Source organism: Microbacterium sp. SORGH_AS_0505, from assembly GCF_030818715.1.
In the GTDB taxonomy this organism is placed as follows: domain Bacteria; phylum Actinomycetota; class Actinomycetes; order Actinomycetales; family Microbacteriaceae; genus Microbacterium.
Map to the genome: position 1 here is coordinate 2,264,836 of NZ_JAUTAT010000001.1, position 19,419 is coordinate 2,284,254.

A 19,419-nucleotide genomic window follows, 5' to 3' on the forward strand; every position below is an offset into this window, starting at 1 on the left:
ACGGGGGCGGATCCGAAGATCCGCCCCCGTTCTCGATGCGCCGGGATCAGAACAGGACGAGCACCGACGACCGGTTGCTGACCGACCTCTCCGAGACCGCCGGGTCCTTCGGGACGAAGGTCGCGGTGTACGAATGCAGGCCGCGGGACAGTCGACCGAGCGTGGTCGAGGCGAACCCGCCGCGTACCTCTGCCGTCGCGATCAGTTTGTCGCCCTCGCGGAACTCCACGACGCCCTCCGCACGACCCTCGTCCTGCGTGACGATCGCGAGGAGCGTCGCCGGCAGCAGGCGGTTGATGTGCACCGGCGGGAGGGCGATGAGCGACGTGCGCGTCGTCGCCGCCGGCTCCGCCGCCTGCTCCACCGTCAGCGGAACTCGAACGACGGTGCCGCTGGGCGCTGCCGTCACCGTCAGCTGCGCCGCCCCGGCAGGGGTCCCTGCCGGCAGTGTGACGCTGACGGATGCCGCCCCGCCGGTCACCGGCGCGGTGCCGAGCGCCTGGTCGCCCAGGCTCACGGTCACCTCGGTGTTGGCGGGAGCGCCCTTGCTGGTCAGGTCCATGCCCGCCACCTCGAAGGTCACCGTGTCGCCTGCGGCGACGGTCTCAGGAACACCCGACACCTGCACGCCGTGCTTGGCGAACGACGGCGCGACGGGGGAGCCCTCGGCGAGGTAGTCCACCCAGGCCTCGTAGTCGAGGAGGCCCGTGTCGACGTAGTCGTCACCCTCCGTGAAGGCACGGAAGTTGTCACCGCCGGCCGCCAGGAACGAGAACGTGCCGATGCGGTACGTGCCGGCCGGATCGATCGCCTTTCCGTCGACCGTCACCGACGTGATGCGTTCGCCCTCGGGCAGCGCCGGGTCGTAGGTGTACGAGACGTTGTCGGACAGACCCAGCTGCAGGTACGGCCGCTGCGGAACGTTGCCTGCGGCATCCCGCTGCCACTGCTGCTCGAGCATCTGCGTGAACTCCTCGCCCGTGAGGGTGACGAGCGCCAGGGTGTTGTTGAACGGCAGGACCGCGTTGGCCTGGCTGAACGAGATCGACCCGTCCGCGAGACCCGGCACGGCGCCCGCGCCGAACTCCGCCTGCGTGTCGAACAGGTCGGCGCGAAGGCCGCCCGGGTTCGTCACGCCGATCACGGCGCCGTTCGGCAGGTCGGCGAGGCTGTCCCGCAGCATGTTCGCGACCGTGTTGCCGAGCGTCGACTCGGCGGCGCGGTTGTCGCGCGAGCCCCCGGTGTAGACGCCGTCGACGTACGATCCGCCGCTGTAGGCGGTCGTGATGTCGCCGGCGACCTGACCGACCTCGGTGTTGCCGACGGCCGCGGCGTTGGCGAGGGCCGCCTTCGTGATGCGGTCGACCTCCGCGACGCGGGGATAGGCGGCGACGAGGTCCGCGGCGGGCGTCGCGGTCCGTGCCACGTTGCGCTCGGTGTGTGCGGAGACATCGCCCGTGGCAGGATCCACCGTCAGCGTGATCTCGCCGATCTTGGCGCCGTACGAGCCGGTCTGGACGACCGGTCGGGTGCGGTCCGTGCCGGGGATCGGCGCCGACCACGCGTACTCCTTGTGCGTGTGGCCGGTGAAGATCGCGTCGACCTCTGCGGACGTCTCGGTGATGATCGCACCGAAGGCGCCGCCGGCGGCGACCTCCTCATCGAGGGTGGCACCGTCGGGCGTGCCCGCGCCGGCCCCCTCGTGGTACATCGCGACGATGACGTCGGCTTCACCGTTGGACTCGACGCCGTCGCTCAGCTGAGCGGCGACGCGGTTGACCGCCTCGACGGGGTCGCCGAAGTCGACGGACTCGATGCCGGTCGGCGTGACGAGCGTCGGAGTCTCCTCGGTGACAGCGCCGACGACACCGACCGTGAGACCGTCGGCTTCGACCAGCGTGTACTCGTCGAGCGCCGGGGTCGTCGTGCCCTTCTTGTAGACGTTGGCGCCGAGCTGCGGCGCGTCGAACGCGTCGGACACGCGGCCCGCAAGGTCGTCGAACCCGCGGTCGAACTCGTGGTTGCCGACCGCGCTCGCCTGCAGACCCATCGCGTTGAGGACGTCGATGGTCGGCTGGTCCTTCGCGACCGACGACGCGAACAGCGACGCCCCGATGTTGTCACCCGCGGACAGGAACAGGGTCGGGCCGGATGCCGCCTTCCGCAGCTCTTCGACGGTCCCCGCGAACGCGACGGTGTTGCCGTCGATGCGTCCGTGGAAGTCGTTGATGCCGAGGAGGGTCAGCTGGACGGGAGCGGCCTTCGCGTTCATCCCGACGATCACGGGGTCGTGGTCGCTCGAGCGGAAGGGGTCGGCGGAGTAGAACTCCGTGCCGTGCGTGCGGAACCGGCTGTACTCCAGCGCGATCGATTCGCCCGAGTTGATGTTCCAGATGTCCGCATCCGTCGAGCGGGCGAGAGCCGCCTCGTTCAGGAGGATGTGGTCGAGCGATCCCGTCAGCCCCGAGAAGCTGTACGACGACGAGTCGACGTCGAAGGCCTGCTCGGCATCCGCGTAACCGGCGTCGTACAGGACCTTCAGCGGGTCCTCCTGGCTGTAGGAGTTGAAGTCTCCCGCGAGGGCGACCGCGTCCACGTCGCCCTGGATCGTCGCGACCCAGTCGCGGAGGGCGGTCGCCTGACGCACGCGCGACTCGTTCGACGACCCCTGGCCGTCGCCGGTGTCGGCGTCGCCCGGCCAGGGACCGGCGGAGCCCTTCGACTTGAAGTGGTTCACGACGAACAGGAACGGGTCGCCGCCCGCTGCGGGCTCGAACACCTGGGCGATGGGTTCGCGCGCGTTGCCGAAGGCCTCGCCGTCGGCGCTCTGGTCGCCGAGGGCGCGCGACGCGCCGACGGGGGAGACGAGAGCGGGCTGGTAGATGATCGCGTTCGTGATGACGTCCTGCTCGGATGCCGGGGGCAGGTCCGTCGACGAGGGCACGAACGCCCACGTGCCGGCGCCGGCCTTCGCGTTGAGCGCGGCGACGAGGGTCGACGTCGCTTCGTCGGCCTCCTCGCCGAGGGCCGCCGAGTTCTCGATCTCCATGAGACCGACGACGCCGGCGTCCACCGAGGTGATCGCCTCGACGAGCTTGGCCTGCTGACGCGCGAGGTCGTCGGCATCCCATGCACCCCGCTGGGCGCAGCCGTCTCGGACGGTCACTCCGTCGCCGAATCGGTCGGTGTACGCCTCGCAGCTCGCGGTGTCGGTCCCGAGGGTCGTGAAGTAGTTGAGGACGTTGAATGATGCGATCGAGAGGTCCCCGCCGACCTCGGCAGGAGCGTCGATGCGGACGTTCTCGAAGACGACCTCGTCGGTGCCCGTGCCGTCGCCGACGAGCGGCTGGGTCGGGTTCAGCTTCCACGAGTCGTTGCGGTAGTCGACGATGAGCGGTGCCGTGAACGTGACCCCCGCGCCGACCGTGATGGGCTCGGTGAGGGAGACGTACGCGGGCGTCAGCGCCTGGTTGGCGGCCGACGTGTAGTCGAGTCCGGCTCCGTCGTCGAGGCGCACACCCCGCGCGGCGTTGTCCGCGGCGACCGCGGCTGCGGCGTCGCTTCCGGGACGGGCGGCGTCCGTCGGCTGACGGAGCGGCTCGGAGCCGGCGGCGAGACCCACCTCGCCGAAACGGTTGGTGCTGTACGTGTCGCTGACCGTGAATTCGCCCTGCGGGGCGATCAACATCGACTCGAGCGACTCGCGCTGACCGGCCGTGGTCGGCCAGGCGATCGTGGCGGGCGTCGGCGCCTCGGCGTCGGCGAGGACCCTCGCGCCTCCGGCCTTGACGGTGATCTCGGTGAGCCCGTTGAACTCCGACACGGCACCGGTGACTGTCACGGTGTCGCCAAGGGCGACCTCGCCGGTCGCTCCGGGCGCGTAGACGAAGACGGCGTCGGAGGCCGTGTGCGTGGCGAGGTCGAGCTCGCCGCCGGTCCCGGCCGTCTGGATGACGTAGCCGTTGTACCCGCCCGAGGGGTAGTGGGCGGTGACGACACCGGTCGTGGTGACGGTGCGGCCTACCAGAGGGGAGGCATCCGTCGTGCCCTGGATCTCGGCGATCGTCGCGCTCTGCGGCTCGGGCTCGGGCTCGGGCTCCGGGTCGGTGCCGGCGCCGAGCCCGGTAGGCGTGGGGGCAACGGCCGCGAAGTCCGCCGCGTTGTCGGCGGTGTTGGTGGCGTCGTCGTCTCGCGAGACGCTGGTCGCGTTCGAGGTTCCGGGCGCAGGCGCGGATCCGGCGAAGGCCGTGGCCGTCGACCCCCAGCCGACGAGGTCGACGACCTGGTCGAGGGTCGCGATGCCGGTGCTGCCGGTGAGTGCCGTCTCGCTCGAGACCAGGGCGACCTTGGCGCCGCTGCCGCTCATCGCGATCGAGCCCTCGATGTCGGCGTCGAAGCCGGGAAGCGAGGTGTTGCTGCCGGGAGCCTGACCGATCAGGAGGTTCGCGCCGGCGGGAAGATCGACGTCGCCGATCTTCGTCACCTGCCACGAAGCGCCGGTCGCGGAGGCGTACTGCACGCTGTAGCCGCTCAGGCCGACCGTCTCGTCGCCGGTGTTGGCCAGTTCGACGAAGTCACGGTTGAAGGCGGCGCCGCTGTTGCCGCCGCCGCCGTACACCTCCGAGATGACGACGGGCGAGTCCGGCGAGACGGCCGCGGACGCTGCGGAGGGGACGAGGGCGAGTCCGGCTGCCGTCATGGTGGCGGCGGTCAGCACCGCGCAGGTCCGGCGGAGAACCGGAGGCGCGACGGGCGCGGGGGCAGGTGGGTGCGACACGGTGGGTTCTCCCAGGCGGCTCGGGCGCGGGGCTTATCGCGCAGGAACCGACCGCCACATTGAGCATTCGGGCGGTCCGGGACACCCCGCAAGGGTCAGATCGGTTAACTCTTTCTCATGACTCCGAGCGCTGGCGTGTCGTCGGCGCGAGCGGTTATCCTGCCCGATCTGCGCACCGAGCTCGCAGCCGGTCGCCGGTAGACTCGCCTGGTCATGTCACCCCGCGCACTCACGCCCCTGCAGCCTGCGGCCACGCCGCCCGCGCAGCTTCGCAACTTCTGCATCATCGCCCACATCGACCACGGCAAGTCCACGCTGGCCGATCGCATGCTGCAGATCACCGGCGTGGTCGCCGACCGCGACATGCGCGCCCAGTACCTCGACCGCATGGACATCGAGCGTGAGCGCGGCATCACGATCAAGAGCCAGGCTGTCCGGATGCCGTGGGCCACCGACGACGGCACGTTCGCCCTCAACATGATCGACACCCCCGGTCACGTCGACTTCACGTACGAGGTCAGCCGGTCGCTCGCCGCGTGCGAGGGCGCGATCCTCCTGGTCGACGCCGCACAGGGCATCGAGGCCCAGACGCTCGCGAACCTCTACCTCGCCCTCGAGAACGATCTCGAGATCATTCCGGTCCTCAACAAGATCGACCTGCCGGCGGCCGACCCCGAGAAGTACGCGGCGGAGCTCGCGAACCTGATCGGCGGCGACCCGGCCGACGTCCTCAAGGTGAGCGGCAAGACCGGCATGGGCGTCGAAGCCCTCCTCGACCGGATCGTCGAGCGCATCCCGGCTCCCGTGGGCGATCCCGACGCCCCCGCGCGCGCCATGATCTTCGATTCGGTCTACGACGCCTACCGCGGCGTCGTCACCTACGTCCGCATGGTCGACGGCAAGCTCGAGCCGCGCGAGCGGATCCAGATGATGTCGACGCGCGCCGCCCACGACCTGCTCGAGATCGGCGTGTCGAGCCCCGAGCCGGTGCCCACCAAGGGCCTCGGCGTCGGGGAGGTCGGCTACCTCATCACGGGTGTGAAGGATGTCCGCCAGTCCAAGGTGGGCGACACGATCACGAACCACCGCAAGCCCGCGACCGATGCGCTGGCCGGCTACACCGACCCGAAGCCGATGGTGTTCTCGGGGATCTACCCGATCGACGGCAGCGACTACGCCGTGCTCCGGGAGGCACTCGACAAGCTGAAGCTCTCGGACGCCTCCCTGCAGTACGAGCCCGAGACCTCCGTGGCCCTCGGCTTCGGCTTCCGCTGCGGGTTCCTCGGACTGCTGCACCTCGAGATCATCACCGAGCGCCTCTCGCGGGAGTTCGACCTCGATCTCATCACCACGGCGCCCTCGGTGACCTACACGGTCACGACCGACACCAACGAGACGGTCACGGTGACGAACCCGTCCGAGTACCCGGACGGCCGCGTCGCCGAGGTGTCCGAGCCGGTGGTCAAGGTCGGCATCCTGTTGCCGAAGGACTACGTCGGCACGGTCATGGAGCTCTGCCAGTCGCGTCGCGGCACGCTCCTCGGCATGGACTACCTCAGCGAGGACCGCGTCGAGCTCCGCTACAACATGCCGCTCGGTGAGATCGTGTTCGACTTCTTCGATCACCTGAAGTCGAAGACGCAGGGCTACGCGAGCCTCGACTACGAACCGGCGGGCTCGCAGACCGCGGACCTCGTGAAGGTCGACATCCTGCTGCAGGGCGAGAAGGTCGACGCGTTCAGCTCGATCGTCCACCGCGAGAAGGCCTACGCCTACGGCACGCTGATGACCGAGCGCCTGCGCAAGCTCATTCCACGCCAGCAGTTCGAGGTGCCGATCCAGGCCGCCATCGGCGCCCGCATCATCGCCCGCGAGAACATCAGTGCCATCCGCAAGGACGTCCTCGCCAAGTGCTACGGCGGTGACATCAGTCGCAAGCGCAAGCTGCTCGAGAAGCAGAAAGAGGGCAAGAAGCGCATGAAGATGGTCGGCCGCGTCGAGGTCCCCCAGGAGGCGTTCATCGCCGCCCTCTCGGGCGATGTCGAGGGCAAGGACAAGAAGTAGGCTGACACGATGCGCCGCGGGAGTTTCCAGGCAGGGACCGTCGACTACGCCGCCGTCGGGGCCACGCAAGCCCCCGACCTCATGGGCTATCCGCCGCGGGGTACGATCCCGGCGGAGGCGTCATGGCGCCTCGGCAGCGGTGAGGACCGGTTCGTCACCTCGACCGAGCAACTCCTCGGGTGGGGTGCCCAGCGCGGGGCGGGTCTGCAGGTGGTCGACGTGCGCCCGGCATCCGGCCCCATGTACTCGGGCGTCGGCTTCGACGCCGAGGGCAACGCCGTGCAGCCGAGCCGATTGGACGATGAACAGCGCTTCGACGCCGACGGCACCCCGTTCGTGGGCGCCGGCACGACGGCGCACCTCCACGGCCGGGTCGCGGGGATGAGGGCGGATGCCGAACTCCGCGTCATCTCGGTCATCGACGAGCCGCGTCGGGTCGGGTTCTCGCTCGGCACCGTCGGCGGATCGGTCGTCAGCGGCGAGGAGTCGTTCCTGCTCGAGTGGCGGGACGACGACGAGGTCTGGTTCACGGTCCGCGCGTTCGACAAGCCGACGGGCGTCCTCTACCGCCTGTGGCGTCCGCTCGTGAAGCGGCGTCGCCGTGCGCTGTTCCAGGGGTACCTGCAGGCGATGTCGCCCATGTACGCCACCGGTTCCTGATGGGCTCTGCTCTTCCCCTCGGCGATCCCGCACCCGCCGACGGCGCGCTGCCGCACGACGTCCCGGTCGATCCCGACGTCGACTTCGGCGTGTACCTGCACGTGCCGTTCTGCCGGGTCCGCTGCGGATACTGCGACTTCAACACGTACACCGCGACCGAGCTGCGCGGTGCACGCCAGGACACCTACGCCGACGAGGTGCTCCACGAGATCGCGCTGTCCCGTGAGGTCCTCGCGGCACAGGGACCCCTGCGTCCGGCTCGCACCGTCTTCTTCGGGGGTGGCACCCCCACGCTCCTTCCGCCGGGCGACCTCGCGCGCATGCTCGACGGCATCCGGGGAACCTTCGGTCTCGCGGACGGCGCCGAGGTCACGGTCGAGGCGAACCCCGACACGCTGACCGATGAGGTCGCGCAGACCCTTGCCGCTGCCGGCGTCACACGGTTCTCGATCGGGATGCAGTCGTCCGTGCCGCACGTCCTCGCGGCACTCGACCGCACGCACGACCCCGCGAACATCGCGACGGCCGTCGCGGCGGCGCGGAAGGCCGGGCTCGCGGTCAGCCTCGATCTCATCTACGGCGCGCCGGGGGAGTCGCTCGAGGACTGGCGCACCTCGCTCGAGACGGCGATCGCGCTCGCACCTGATCACATCTCGGCGTACGCCCTCATCGTGGAGGACGGGACGAAGCTCGAGCGCCAGATCCGCCGCGGCGAGGTACCCGCCCCCGACGACGATCTGCAGGCCGACATGTACGAGCTCGCCGACGAGCTGCTCGCGGCAGCCGGTTACGGCTGGTACGAGGTCTCGAACTGGTCGACGACTCCCGCCCAGCGCTCCCGCCACAACCTGTCGTACTGGCGGGGTCAGGACTGGTGGGGCTACGGCCCCGGTGCCCACAGCCACGTCGGCGGGCTGCGCTGGTGGAACGTCAAGCACCCCGCCGCGTACGCGCAGCGCCTGGCGCTGGGGGAGTCCCCGGCGGCGGGACGGGAGCGACCGGATGCCGAGGCCCGCCGCCTCGAGGTCATCCTGCTCCGCTCGCGCATCGTCGACGGTGTCGCGGTCGACGAGGCGACCGTCGCGGGGCGGCGGAACGTGGCATCCCTCATCGCCGACGGACTCGTCGACGGCGCTGAGGCCGTCCGCGGGCGCGTCGTCCTCACCAGGCGCGGGCGGCTCCTGGCCGACGCCGTCGTCCGCGCGCTCACCGCGTGATCCGAGCAGATCGCTTCTCGCGCGATAGAATTGGCACTCCCAGAACGAGAGTGCCAGCGGAGGAGGGGTGATGGTCTCGGAACGCGGTCTCCAGGTGTTGCGTGCGATCGTGCAGGACTACGTCGACACGCGCGAGCCGGTCGGCAGCAAGGCGATCGTCGACCGTCACCAGTTCGGCGTGTCGGCTGCGACCATCCGCAACGACATGGCGCTCCTCGAGGACGAGGAACTCATCACCGCGCCGCACACCTCGTCGGGCCGCGTGCCCACCGACAAGGGCTACCGCGTCTTCGTCGACCACCTCGCCGACGTCCGTCCGCTCACGTCGGCGCAGCGCTCGGCGATCGGGTCCTTCCTCGAGGACACCGGTGACCTCGACGATCTGCTCGTCCGGACGGTCCGCACCCTCACCCGGCTGACGGGCCAGGTTGCGATCGTGCAGTACCCGTCCTTCTCGCGGGCGAACATCTCCCACGTCGAGGTCGTGCACCTCGGCGGCACGCGCCTCGTCCTCATCGTCGTGACCGATACCGGCCGGGTCTCGCAGCGCGTCGTCTTCCTCGCGACCGAGCCGTCGGCGGACGAGGCGTCGCAGCTCAAGCTCGCGATGGCGACGCTCCTCACCGGGAAGAGCGTCAAGGACGGCGTTGCAGCGATCGCCCGCATCCTCGAGGAGAACACCGCTGTCCCGCGGGAGGAGAACCGCCGCATCGTGCTGCGCGCGATCGGCGAGGAGCTCGACGAGTTCCGTCAGGACCGCATGGTGATGGCAGGATCGGCGACCCTCGCGCGACGCGAGTCGGATTTCCGCGGCAGCATCTATCCCCTCCTCGAGGCGATCGAGGAGCAGGTGACCCTTCTGCGTCTGATGGGCGAGATGGTCGCCGACGATCGCGGACTGGCGACCAGCATCGGGCGCGAGAACGAGCCGTTCGGACTGTCCGAGGCATCCATCGTCGCGGGCGAGTACGACGCCGGGGGTTCTCACGCCCGCATCGGCGTGCTCGGGCCCACACGGATGGACTACCCCACGAATCTCGCGGCGGTTCGCGCCGTCGCGCACTATCTGACGCGATTGCTCGAAGAAGACGAGACGTCGCGCTGAACGAATCGGCCCGCGGGCCGGAGAGGTGATTGTGGCTGACCACTACGAGGTCCTGGGCGTCGCGCGTGACGCGAGCCCCGAGGAGATCAAGAAGGCATACCGGCGTCTGGCGCGCCAGCTGCACCCGGATGTGAACCCCGGAGAGGATGCGTCCGAGCAGTTCAAGCTCGTGACGCACGCATACGACGTGCTGAGCGACCCCGATCAGCGCCAGCGCTACGACATGGGCGGCGACGCCGACGGCTTCGGCGGGGCCGGTGCCGGCTTCGGCGGCTTCAGCGACATCTTCGAGAGCTTCTTCGGGGGCGGCGGAGGCGGAACCCGCGCGGGACGGCCCCGGTCCCGTCGCGAGCGCGGTCAGGATGCCCTCGTCCGCGTCGACCTCGACCTCGGCGACGTCGTCTTCGGCGTCCACCGCGATATCGAGGTCGACACCGCCGTCCTCTGCGAGACCTGCCAGGGCTCGTGCTGCCAGCCGGGCACCCAGCCGGTCACGTGCGACATCTGCCACGGATCGGGCCAGATCCAGCGGACGGTCCGGAGCCTCCTCGGCAACGTCGTCACCTCCCAGCCCTGCACCACGTGCCAGGGGTACGGCACGACCATCCCGTACCCGTGCTCCACCTGCCAGGGCCAGGGCCGTGTGCGCGCGCGCCGCACCGTGTCGATCGACATTCCCGCCGGTGTCGAGACCGGTCTGCGCCTCCAGCTCCCCGGTTCGGGCGAGGTCGGCCCCGCCGGCGGTCCGAACGGCGACCTGTACCTCGAGGTCACCGTCGCCCCGCACGACGTATTCAGCCGTGACGGCGACGACCTGCTCGCGACCCTCGAGGTCTCGATGGTCGACGCGATCCTCGGCACGAGCGTCACGATCGACTCGCTCGACGGCTCGGTCGACCTCGACATCCGCTCCGGCGTCCAGGCGGGCGACGAGCTCACGATCCGCGGCCGGGGGATCACGCCTCTCCGCGGCGACCAGCGCGGCGACCTCCGCGTCGGCGTGCAGGTCGTCACTCCCTCGCACCTCGACCCCAAGTCCCGGGCTCTCGTGCAGGAGCTCGCGAAGCGGATGCGTCCGGCGCCGCCGCACCTGGCGGAGTTCCACCCCGGCCTGTTCTCCAAGCTCCGCGGCAAGTTCAAGCGCTGATCGTGGCCCTCCACTTCCTGATCGAGGATGCCGGGTCCGCCGGTCCGGGCGATGTCGTCCGGTTGACGGGGGCCGAAGCCCACCACGCCGCGGCCGTCCGCCGCATCCGCGTGGGCGAGGCGGTCACGGTCGGCGACGGCCGCGGCGTGTGGCTGAGCGGGACGGTGTCCGAGGCCGCCCCGAAGGAGGTCTCGGTGGAGCTCTCCGGTCGTACGTCGGTGCCGCCGGCGTCGCCGCGCACCGTCCTCGTCCAGGCCCTCGCGAAGGGCGACCGCGACGAGCTCGCCGTACAGGCCGCGACGGAGCTCGGTGTCGATGCGATCACGCCGTGGCAGGCCGCCCGTTCGGTCTCGCGGTGGGAGGGCCCGAAGGTCGCCAAGGGCGTCGCGCGCTGGGAGACCATCGCCCGGGAGGCGGCGAAGCAGGCCCACCGGCCCTGGCTCGCCGACCTCGACCAGCCGGTGACCACGCGGGAGCTGGCGGCACGTGCCCGGGACGCGCGGATGCTGGTGCTCGAACCCACGGCATCCGTCGCCCTGTCGCGCATAGAGATCGATGCGGACGACGCGAGCGACGTGATCCTCGTCGTGGGGCCTGAAGGGGGCATCTCGCCCGAGGAACTCGATCTGCTGCAGGCCGCGGGCGCGACGCTGGTGCGGCTCGGCGACACGGTGCTGCGCACCCTCCACAGCGGGTCCTGCTGCCCTCGCGGTCGTCAATGCCGCCCTCGGTCGCTGGTGAGGCGGCCCCGACCGGCGCGGGAAGGCGCTGAGTAGACTGGGGGGATGAGCGAGCCATCGGTGTTCACCCGCATCCTCCGGGGTGAGATCCCCTCCGAGATCGTCGCCGAGACCGACAATGCGTTCGCGATCCGCGATATCGCCCCGCAGGCACCCGTCCATCTCCTCGTGATCCCCAAGACCGAGGACTACCGCGACGTGGTCGAGCTCGCGGCAGGCGACCCCGCCCTCCTCGCCGAGCTGATCGGCCTCGCGAACAGCGTCGCCGCCGAGCACGCCGGCGGAGACTTCAGACTCGTATTCAACACCGGCCCCGATGCCGGACAGACCGTGTTCCACGTCCATGCACACGTGCTGGGCGGGGGGCTCACGGAAGGGAGCCTCGGTGGCTGACAGCGCCGAACCCACCGTCGCGCACATCTACGCCGACGGTGTCGCCATGGTGCAGCTACTCGGTCCGCAGGACCGTCTGCTGCGCACCGTGGAACGCGAACACCCCGACGTGCAGGTGCACGTCCGCGGCAACGAGATCACCCTCACCGGTGACGAGGGCGCCGTCGCCCGCGCCCACGAGCTCGTGGACGAGCTGATCGGCATGGCGCGAGCGGGTCAGGGCCTCGACCCCAGCGACGTGACCCAATCGAACCGCATCCTCCGCGAGAACAGCGGCATGCGTCCCTCCGAGGTGCTCGGCGAGGCGATCCTGTCCTCGCGCGGCAAGGTCATCCGGCCCAAGACGCGCGGTCAGAAGGAGTACGTCGACGCGATCGAGGAGAACACGATCGTCTTCGGCATCGGCCCCGCCGGCACCGGCAAGACCTACCTCGCGATGGCGAAGGCCGTCCAGGCGCTGCAGCGCAAGGAGGTCAGCCGCATCATCCTGACCCGTCCCGCCGTCGAGGCGGGGGAGCGGCTCGGATTCCTCCCCGGAACGCTGACCGACAAGATCGACCCGTACCTCCGCCCGCTCTACGACGCCCTGAACGAGATGATGGACCCCGAGCTCGTCCCCAAGCTCATGGCGTCGGGAACCATCGAGGTCGCCCCCCTCGCGTACATGCGCGGTCGCACGCTCAACGACTCGTTCGTCGTCCTCGACGAGGCGCAGAACACGACGCCCGAGCAGATGAAGATGTTCCTCACGCGCCTCGGCTTCGGCACCCGCATGGTCGTGACCGGTGACATCACGCAGGTCGACCTGCCGCAGGGCGCGTCGGGTCTGCGCCTGGTCACCCGAGTCCTGAAGGACATCGACGACATCCACTTCTCACGCCTCACGAGCGACGACGTCGTGCGTCACACGCTGGTCGGCCGCATCGTCGACGCCTACACCGCCTACGACGAGGAGAAGCTCGTGGCGCGCCGTGAGCGCGACGAGGCGAGCGAGTTCGCCAACCGCGCCGAGCGCCGGACGGGGCTGCGCCCCGCCGGCCCCCGAGATCGACAGCCCAAGCGAGGACGTTCATGACCATCGAGATCACCAACGAGTCCGGCGTCGAGGTCGATGAGACCGTCCTCCTCCGCCTCACCGAGAACAACTTCGCCGAGCTGCACGTGAGCCCGGATGCCGACGTCGCGATCCTTCTCGTCGACGAGGGAGCGATGGAGGCGCTGCACGTCCAGTGGATGGACGAGCCCGGGCCGACCGATGTGCTGAGCTTCCCCATGGACGAGCTTCGCCCCGGCACCGATGAGGCCCCCACCCCTCCCGGGCTGCTCGGCGACATCGTGCTCTGCCCCCAGGTCGCCGAGACCCAGGCGCAGGCGGCGAAGCACACCACGATGGACGAGCTCATCCTCCTGACGACGCACGGCCTGCTCCACCTGCTCGGATTCGACCACGCGGAGCCCGAAGAGGAACGCGAGATGTTCGGACTCCAGAAGGAGCTCATCGGGGCGTTCCACACGAGTGAGCGCCACCGGCGCGCATGACCGAGATCCTCCTCTTCGTCGCGGCGGGGCTCCTCGTCGCGCTCGGCGGCCTGATGGCCTCGCTGGAGGCCGCGCTCGATGTGACCTCGCGTACGGACCTCGCGGATCTGGCCGATGAGGCGCGCACCGGCGCGAGTCTGCGGCGGATCGCGGCGGACCCGGACGCGCACCGCACGGCCGTCGTCTTCATCCGCATCCTCATCGAGACTGCAGCGGCCGTCCTCGTCACGGTCGCCCTCACCCTCGTCTTCGACAACATCTGGTGGGCCATGCTCGCTGCGGTCGTCGTCATGACGGTCGCCTCGTTCGTCCTCGTGGGCGCATCGCCGCGCGCCGTGGGCCGTCAGCACGCGAAGGGGTTCCTGAAGGCGTGCGCCGGGCTCATCCGCGGGGCGCGCATCGTGCTGGGGCCGCTCGCGCACCTGCTGGTCCTCCTCGGCGACCGCCTGACCCCCGGCATCCACCGCGGCGCGTCCTTCGCGTCGGAGGAGCAGCTGCTGAGCATGGTCGACGAGGCCGCCTCGCAGGACCTCATCGAGGCCGATGACCGCGACCTGATCCACTCCGTCTTCGACTTCACCGACCGGTTCGTGCGTGCCGTGATGGTGCCCCGCACCGACATGGTGACGATGGATGCCGCGGCCACGACGCAGGAGGCGATGACCCTCTTCCTCGACAAGGGCGTCTCGCGCATCCCGATCGCCGACGGCGAGGCCGACGACATCACCGGCGTCGTGTACCTCAAGGACCTCGTGCAGTTCGCCTACCGCGACGAGACCGCCTGGCGCGGAGTGCCGGTCGCCCAGGTCGCCCGGCCCGCCGTCTTCGTCCCCGAATCGATGCGCGCCGAGACCCTCCTGCAGCAGATGAAGCGCGAAGCCGTGCACGTCTGCCTCGTCGTTGACGAGTACGGCGGGGTGTCGGGACTCGTGACGCTCGAAGACCTCATCGAGGAGCTCGTGGGCGAGATCGCCGACGAGTACGACCTGCGCACGAGCGAGGTCTCGGACCTCGGCGGCGGCCGTTTCCGTGTGAGCACCCGTCTGGCGCTCGACGAGGTCGGCGACCTGTTCGGGATCGAACTCGAGGACGACGACGTGGACTCGATCGGCGGCCTGTTCGGCAAGGCGCTCGGCAGCGTCCCCGTCCCGGGAGTGCGCGTCGAGCACAGCGGCCTCGTCCTCACCGGCGGCACGTCCCTCGGCCGGGGTCGCGGCCTCGCGACGGTGTTCGTCGAGCGCGCCGAGCGCCCGGTCGCCGAACCCGGAACCCCTTCCACCGCAGAGATCCGCGTTGCGCGGGGATCGGAGTGACCGTGAGCAGCCGTTCCGGTTTCGTGACGTTCGTCGGACGTCCCAACGTCGGCAAGTCGACCCTGACCAACGCCCTCGTCGGCGAGAAGGTCGCGATCACGAGCGACAAGCCCCAGACCACGCGCAAGGCGATCCGCGGCATCCTCAACCGCCCGGGCGGTCAGCTCGTGATCGTCGACACCCCCGGCATCCACAAGCCGCGGACCCTTCTGGGCCAGCGGCTGAACGACCTCGTCGAGCAGGTGCTCGGCGACGTCGACGCGATCGGGTTCCTCGTGCCGGCCACCGAGAAGGTCGGCCCCGGCGACCGGCGCATCGCGGCATCTCTCGACGGCTACGGCCGGGCGAAGAAGGTCGCCATCGTCACGAAGGTCGACATCGCGTCGCGCGAGGAGATCACCGAGCGCCTCATGGAGGTCGACGCGCTCCGCGAGGACTGGGACGCCGTCATCCCGCTGTCCGCCGTGACCGACGACCAGCTCGACGTGCTGGCCGACGAGCTGCTGAAGCTCATGCCGACCGGTCCCGCCCTGTACCCGGAGGGCATCGTCACGGACGAGAGCCTCGAGGATCGGATCGCCGAGATCATCCGCGAGGCGGCGCTCGACGGTGTCCGCGATGAACTGCCGCACTCGATCGCCGTGACCGTCGAGGACATCGCCGCCCGCGAGGACAGCGACCTCACCGACGTGTACGCCAACATCGTCGTCGAGCGCGACAGTCAGAAGGCGATCATCATCGGTCGCGGCGGATCGCGACTGAAAGACGTCGGCGCGCGCTCGCGCGCCGGCATCGAGCCGCTCGTCGGCGGTCGCGTGTTCCTCTCGCTGCGCGTGCGCGTCGCGAAGGAGTGGCAGCGCGACCCCAAGCAGTTGGGGCGCCTCGGATTCTGACCGGCGACACCGGCACCACGGAAGGACGACGTCATGGCACAGGCATGGTTCGCGACCGGTCCCGACGGGCTGGACGACTGGGAGCTACGAGAGGTGGACGTCCCCGCGCCCGCAGCCGGCGAGGTGACGATCCGGGTGCACGCCATCGGAATGAACCCCGCCGACTACAAGTACCCGACCCGACCCGATGCGTCGTTCCCGTTCCCTCTCGGCTACGAGGTCTCCGGTGAGATCACCGCTCTGGGTCCTGACACGGAGATCGGCTCGGGGCACGCGAACATCGGCGACGAGGTCCTCGCGTTCCGACTGCGTGGCGGGTACGCGACCGAGGTGACCATTCCGGCAGAGAAGGCCTTCGCGAAGCCGGCGACGGTGACGCATCCCGAGGCGGCCAACCTGTTCCTGGCGGGCGCCACGGCCGCCGAGCTGCTCGAGCTGAGCGGCGCGGGCCGCGGCGACACCGTGCTCTTCCACGCGGCATCCGGCGCCGTCGGTGTCAGCTTCCTGCAGCAGGCGGCGGTGCGCGGCGTCCGCGTCGTCGGGACGGCGAGCGAGCGCAACGCCGACGTCGTCCGGCGCTACGGCGGCATCCCGATCGCCTACGGTCCGGGCCTCATCGACAGAGCGAAGGATGCCGCGGGTGGCGCCGCCTTCGTCGCATCGCTCGACGGCGTGGGGACCGATGAGGCGATCGACGCCTCCCTCGCGCTCATCGAGGACCGTAAGCGCATCATCACGATCGTCCGTCGCGACCTGGAGTCCGAAGGCATCGTCGCGATCGGCGGGATGCTGCCCGCGAGCGCCGCGTTCCGCGATGCCGTCCGGGGAGAGCTCGTCGATCTCGCGCGTCGCGGGCTGCTCGAGGTGCCCGTCGCACGCACCTACCCGTTCGCCGACGCGGTCGAGGCGGCGCGCTTCCTCAAGGAGGGGCACCCCGGCGGCAAGCTCGCCCTGCTGACCTGAGGCGCCGTCAGCTGATCTCCCGGATCGCCGAGCGCACGATCACCTTGCCGGCCCCGAAGTCCTGATCGGCGGCCTCCTGCCAGGTGCCGTCGTCCCACACCACGTCGACGAACACCCAGCCGTCCTGCTCCGAGGATGCGAGGTAGGCGTCCCCGATCGCGTCGGGGATCGCGTCCTGGACGGACGCGACGTCCGCCGCCGTGGCCGTGCCCGGTTTCCCCTCCGTGGGGTCGGGAGCGGCCACCGGGTCGAAAAGGGCGAGGGGCACGGGGGTGCGCGTCACCGTGAACGCGTCGCCGTCGTAGGTGCCGTAGACGGCATACGTCCCCCAGGTGGCGTCGCCCATCGAGGCGGCGTCGTCGAGGCCCGCCCACGACCAGCCGGAGAGCGGGATGCCGCTGCACTGCGGCGGCGCGGATTCGGCGACGGCCCCGAGGCACAGCTCGACGGACGATCCGTCGTCGAGGACCGTTCCCTGGGCGATGACCTCGCCGGTGGGGGCCTCGGGGGTGAGCGCGGCGAGCGCCGCTCCCGGAGGGGCGGCGGAGCCCCCCGCATCGGCGGCGGCGGCGCACGAGGTGAGCAGGAGGGCGGCGCTGGCGACGAGGGCGGCGAGGGAGCGACGGTGCATCATGCCCCGAGAGTGTCGGCGGCGCGGCATCCGTCTCAGAATGTCGAGCGCCGCGAGCGGGGTGTAACGTGTCGGTATGCGCTTCTGCGGCCTCCTTCTTCGTCGCCGCGACGAGTCCTCGATCTAGGACCAACTCGTCGCGGAGGTTGTCGTGGGTCCGCACCAGTGACGAGAGAAGAAGCACCCATCATGCGAAACACCCAGAAGCCCTCGGGCGCACCGATCCACAAGTACCGCCCGTACCACGAGCAGATCCGCGTCGATCTGCCCGACCGCACGTGGCCGAGCAACCGCATCGAGGTCGCGCCCCGCTGGTGCGCCGTCGATCTCCGTGACGGCAACCAGGCGCTCATCGATCCGATGAGTCCCGAGCGCAAGCGCGTCATGTTCGAATTGCTCGTGAAGATGGGCTACAAGGAGATCGAGGTCGGTTTCCCGAGCGCGAGCCAGACCGACTTCGACTTCGTCCGGCAGCTGATCGACGAGGACCTCATCCCCGAGGACGTCACGATCCAGGTGCTGACGCAGGCACGCGAGCACCTCATCAAGCGCACGTACGAGTCCATCGCCGGCGCCAAGCAGGCGATCGTCCACCTCTACAACTCCACGAGCGTGCTGCAGCGCGAGGTCGTCTTCCGGACCGACCAGCAGGGCATCATCGACATCGCCCTCGAGGGTGCGCGGTTGTGCCGCGAGTATGAGAAGACGATCCCCGAGACCGCCGTCTACTACGAGTACTCGCCCGAGAGCTACACCGGGACCGAGCTAGAGTTCGCCGTCGACGTCTGCAACCAGGTGATCGAGGTCTTCGAGCCGACGCCCGAGCGCAAGGTCATCATCAACCTGCCGGCGACCGTCGAGATGGCGACGCCGAACGTCTACGCCGACTCGATCGAGTGGATGAGCCGGAACCTGGCTCACCGCGAGAACGTCATCCTGTCGCTGCACCCCCACAACGACCGCGGCACCGCGATCGCCGCCGCGGAGCTCGGCTACATGGCCGGCGCCGACCGGATCGAAGGATGCCTCTTCGGCAACGGCGAGCGCACCGGCAATGTCGACCTGGTCGCCCTGGGGATCAACTTGCTGACGCAGGGCATCGACCCCCAGATCGACTTCAGCGACATCGACCACGTCAAGCGCACGGCGGAGTACTGCAACCAGCTGCCGGTCCCCGAACGGAGCCCCTGGGCGGGTGACCTGGTGTTCACCGCATTCAGCGGCTCGCACCAGGACGCCATCAAGAAGGGCTTCGAGGCGATGGAGGCGCGGGCGAAGGCATCCGGCGTCACCGTCGACGAGATCGAGTGGGCCGTCCCGTACCTGCCGATCGACCCGAAGGACCTGGGGCGGTCGTACGAGGCGGTCATCCGCGTCAACTCGCAGTCGGGCAAGGGCGGCGTCGCCTACCTGCTCAAGTCCGACCACTCGCTGGATCTGCCCCGCAAGCTTCAAATCGAGTTCTCCGGGGTCGTGCAGGCCAAGACGGATGCGGAGGGCGGCGAGGTCTCCAGCGGTCAGATCTGGTCGATCTTCTCCGACGAGTACCTGCCTGCCCGTGCGGCCGACGACAAGTGGGGTCGGTTCGAGCTCCTGTCGACCCGCACGCAGAGCGACATGTCCGGGGACGTGGCCCTCGAGGTGACGCTCCGCGACGGCGACGAGCGTGTCGCGGCGACGGGCGCGGGCAACGGTCCCATCGCGGCCTTCCTGAAGGTCCTCGGCGAGCGCGGGTTCGACATCTCGCTGTACGACTACGTCGAGCACACCCTCGGCGCCGGCGGCGATGCGCACGCGGCCGCCTACGTCGAGCTGCAGGTCGAGGACCAGCGCCTGTGGGGCGTCGGAATCGACGGTGACATCTCGACCGCGAGCCTCAAGGCGATCGTGTCGGCCGTGAACCGCGCGATCCGCACCCGCACCCACGAGAGCGAGCTGGCGGGCGTCTGACTCTCGCAGGGGTCGCCGTCGATCGGC

General features: G+C 70.0%; 14 protein-coding genes and 1 pseudogene. 13 read left to right on the forward strand and 2 right to left on the reverse strand.

What is annotated here, in order from left to right:
• Positions 1–46 precede the first annotated feature (46 nt).
• Positions 47–4,699 carry an ExeM/NucH family extracellular endonuclease gene (locus QE428_RS11165; protein WP_307469173.1) on the reverse strand — a complete coding sequence of 1,551 codons (4,653 nt, stop codon included), beginning with the start codon at positions 4,697–4,699 and terminating at the stop codon, positions 47–49.
• Positions 4,700–4,990: 291 nt separating this feature from the next.
• Here QE428_RS11165 and lepA point away from each other — a divergent pair, with 291 nt between their 5' ends.
• The 12 genes and pseudogenes from lepA (at position 4,991) to QE428_RS11225 (ending at position 16,811) form a co-directional block, all read left to right on the forward strand.
• Entirely contained in the window at positions 4,991–6,841 is a 1,851-nt protein-coding gene (lepA, locus tag QE428_RS11170) for a translation elongation factor 4 (RefSeq protein ID WP_091353190.1), read from the forward strand.
• Between the two features lie 9 nt (positions 6,842–6,850).
• On the forward strand, positions 6,851–7,501 hold the full coding sequence (locus QE428_RS11175; RefSeq protein ID WP_307469179.1) for a DUF1990 family protein: 651 nt from the start codon (positions 6,851–6,853) through the stop codon (positions 7,499–7,501).
• Entirely contained in the window at positions 7,501–8,718 is a 1,218-nt protein-coding gene (gene hemW, locus QE428_RS11180) for a radical SAM family heme chaperone HemW (RefSeq protein WP_307469182.1), read from the forward strand. The genes QE428_RS11175 and hemW overlap by 1 nt, the downstream gene beginning before the upstream one ends.
• 70 nt (positions 8,719–8,788) lie before the next feature.
• The gene (hrcA, locus tag QE428_RS11185) at positions 8,789–9,823 is read left to right on the forward strand and encodes a heat-inducible transcriptional repressor HrcA (protein WP_307469185.1); all 1,035 of its coding nucleotides are present in this window, start codon (positions 8,789–8,791) and stop codon (positions 9,821–9,823) included.
• Positions 9,824–9,854: 31 nt separating this feature from the next.
• Entirely contained in the window at positions 9,855–10,970 is a 1,116-nt protein-coding gene (gene dnaJ / locus QE428_RS11190; RefSeq protein ID WP_307469188.1) for a molecular chaperone DnaJ, read from the forward strand.
• Between the two features lie 2 nt (positions 10,971–10,972).
• A pseudogene (locus QE428_RS11195) lies at positions 10,973–11,711 on the forward strand (16S rRNA (uracil(1498)-N(3))-methyltransferase).
• A gap of 44 nt (positions 11,712–11,755) precedes the next feature.
• On the forward strand, positions 11,756–12,103 hold the full coding sequence (locus QE428_RS11200; protein ID WP_091353211.1) for a histidine triad nucleotide-binding protein: 348 nt from the start codon (positions 11,756–11,758) through the stop codon (positions 12,101–12,103).
• Complete coding sequence (locus QE428_RS11205) at positions 12,054–13,178, forward strand: PhoH family protein (RefSeq protein WP_373457705.1); 1,125 nt, start codon at positions 12,054–12,056, stop codon at positions 13,176–13,178. Before QE428_RS11200 ends, QE428_RS11205 begins: the two co-directional genes overlap by 50 nt.
• Entirely contained in the window at positions 13,175–13,642 is a 468-nt protein-coding gene (ybeY, locus tag QE428_RS11210) for an rRNA maturation RNase YbeY (protein WP_091353220.1), read from the forward strand. The genes QE428_RS11205 and ybeY overlap by 4 nt, the downstream gene beginning before the upstream one ends.
• Positions 13,639–14,955, forward strand: coding sequence for a hemolysin family protein (locus QE428_RS11215; RefSeq protein WP_307469192.1), 1,317 nt, complete (start codon positions 13,639–13,641; stop codon positions 14,953–14,955). The genes ybeY and QE428_RS11215 overlap by 4 nt, the downstream gene beginning before the upstream one ends.
• The gene (gene era / locus QE428_RS11220; protein ID WP_091353227.1) at positions 14,952–15,848 is read left to right on the forward strand and encodes a GTPase Era; all 897 of its coding nucleotides are present in this window, start codon (positions 14,952–14,954) and stop codon (positions 15,846–15,848) included. The genes QE428_RS11215 and era overlap by 4 nt, the downstream gene beginning before the upstream one ends.
• A 33-nt stretch (positions 15,849–15,881) precedes the next feature.
• Complete coding sequence (locus QE428_RS11225) at positions 15,882–16,811, forward strand: NADP-dependent oxidoreductase (protein WP_307469198.1); 930 nt, start codon at positions 15,882–15,884, stop codon at positions 16,809–16,811.
• A gap of 7 nt (positions 16,812–16,818) precedes the next feature.
• Here the strand turns inward: QE428_RS11225 and QE428_RS11230 are convergent, their stop codons facing one another.
• Positions 16,819–17,445: a hypothetical protein gene (locus tag QE428_RS11230; RefSeq protein WP_307469201.1), complete on the reverse strand. Its 627-nt coding sequence runs from the start codon at positions 17,443–17,445 to the stop codon at positions 16,819–16,821.
• Between the two features lie 186 nt (positions 17,446–17,631).
• Between QE428_RS11230 and leuA the strand changes: the two genes are divergently transcribed.
• Positions 17,632–19,392 carry a 2-isopropylmalate synthase gene (leuA, locus tag QE428_RS11235; protein WP_307469204.1) on the forward strand — a complete coding sequence of 587 codons (1,761 nt, stop codon included), beginning with the start codon at positions 17,632–17,634 and terminating at the stop codon, positions 19,390–19,392.
• Positions 19,393–19,419: the final 27 nt, after the last annotated feature.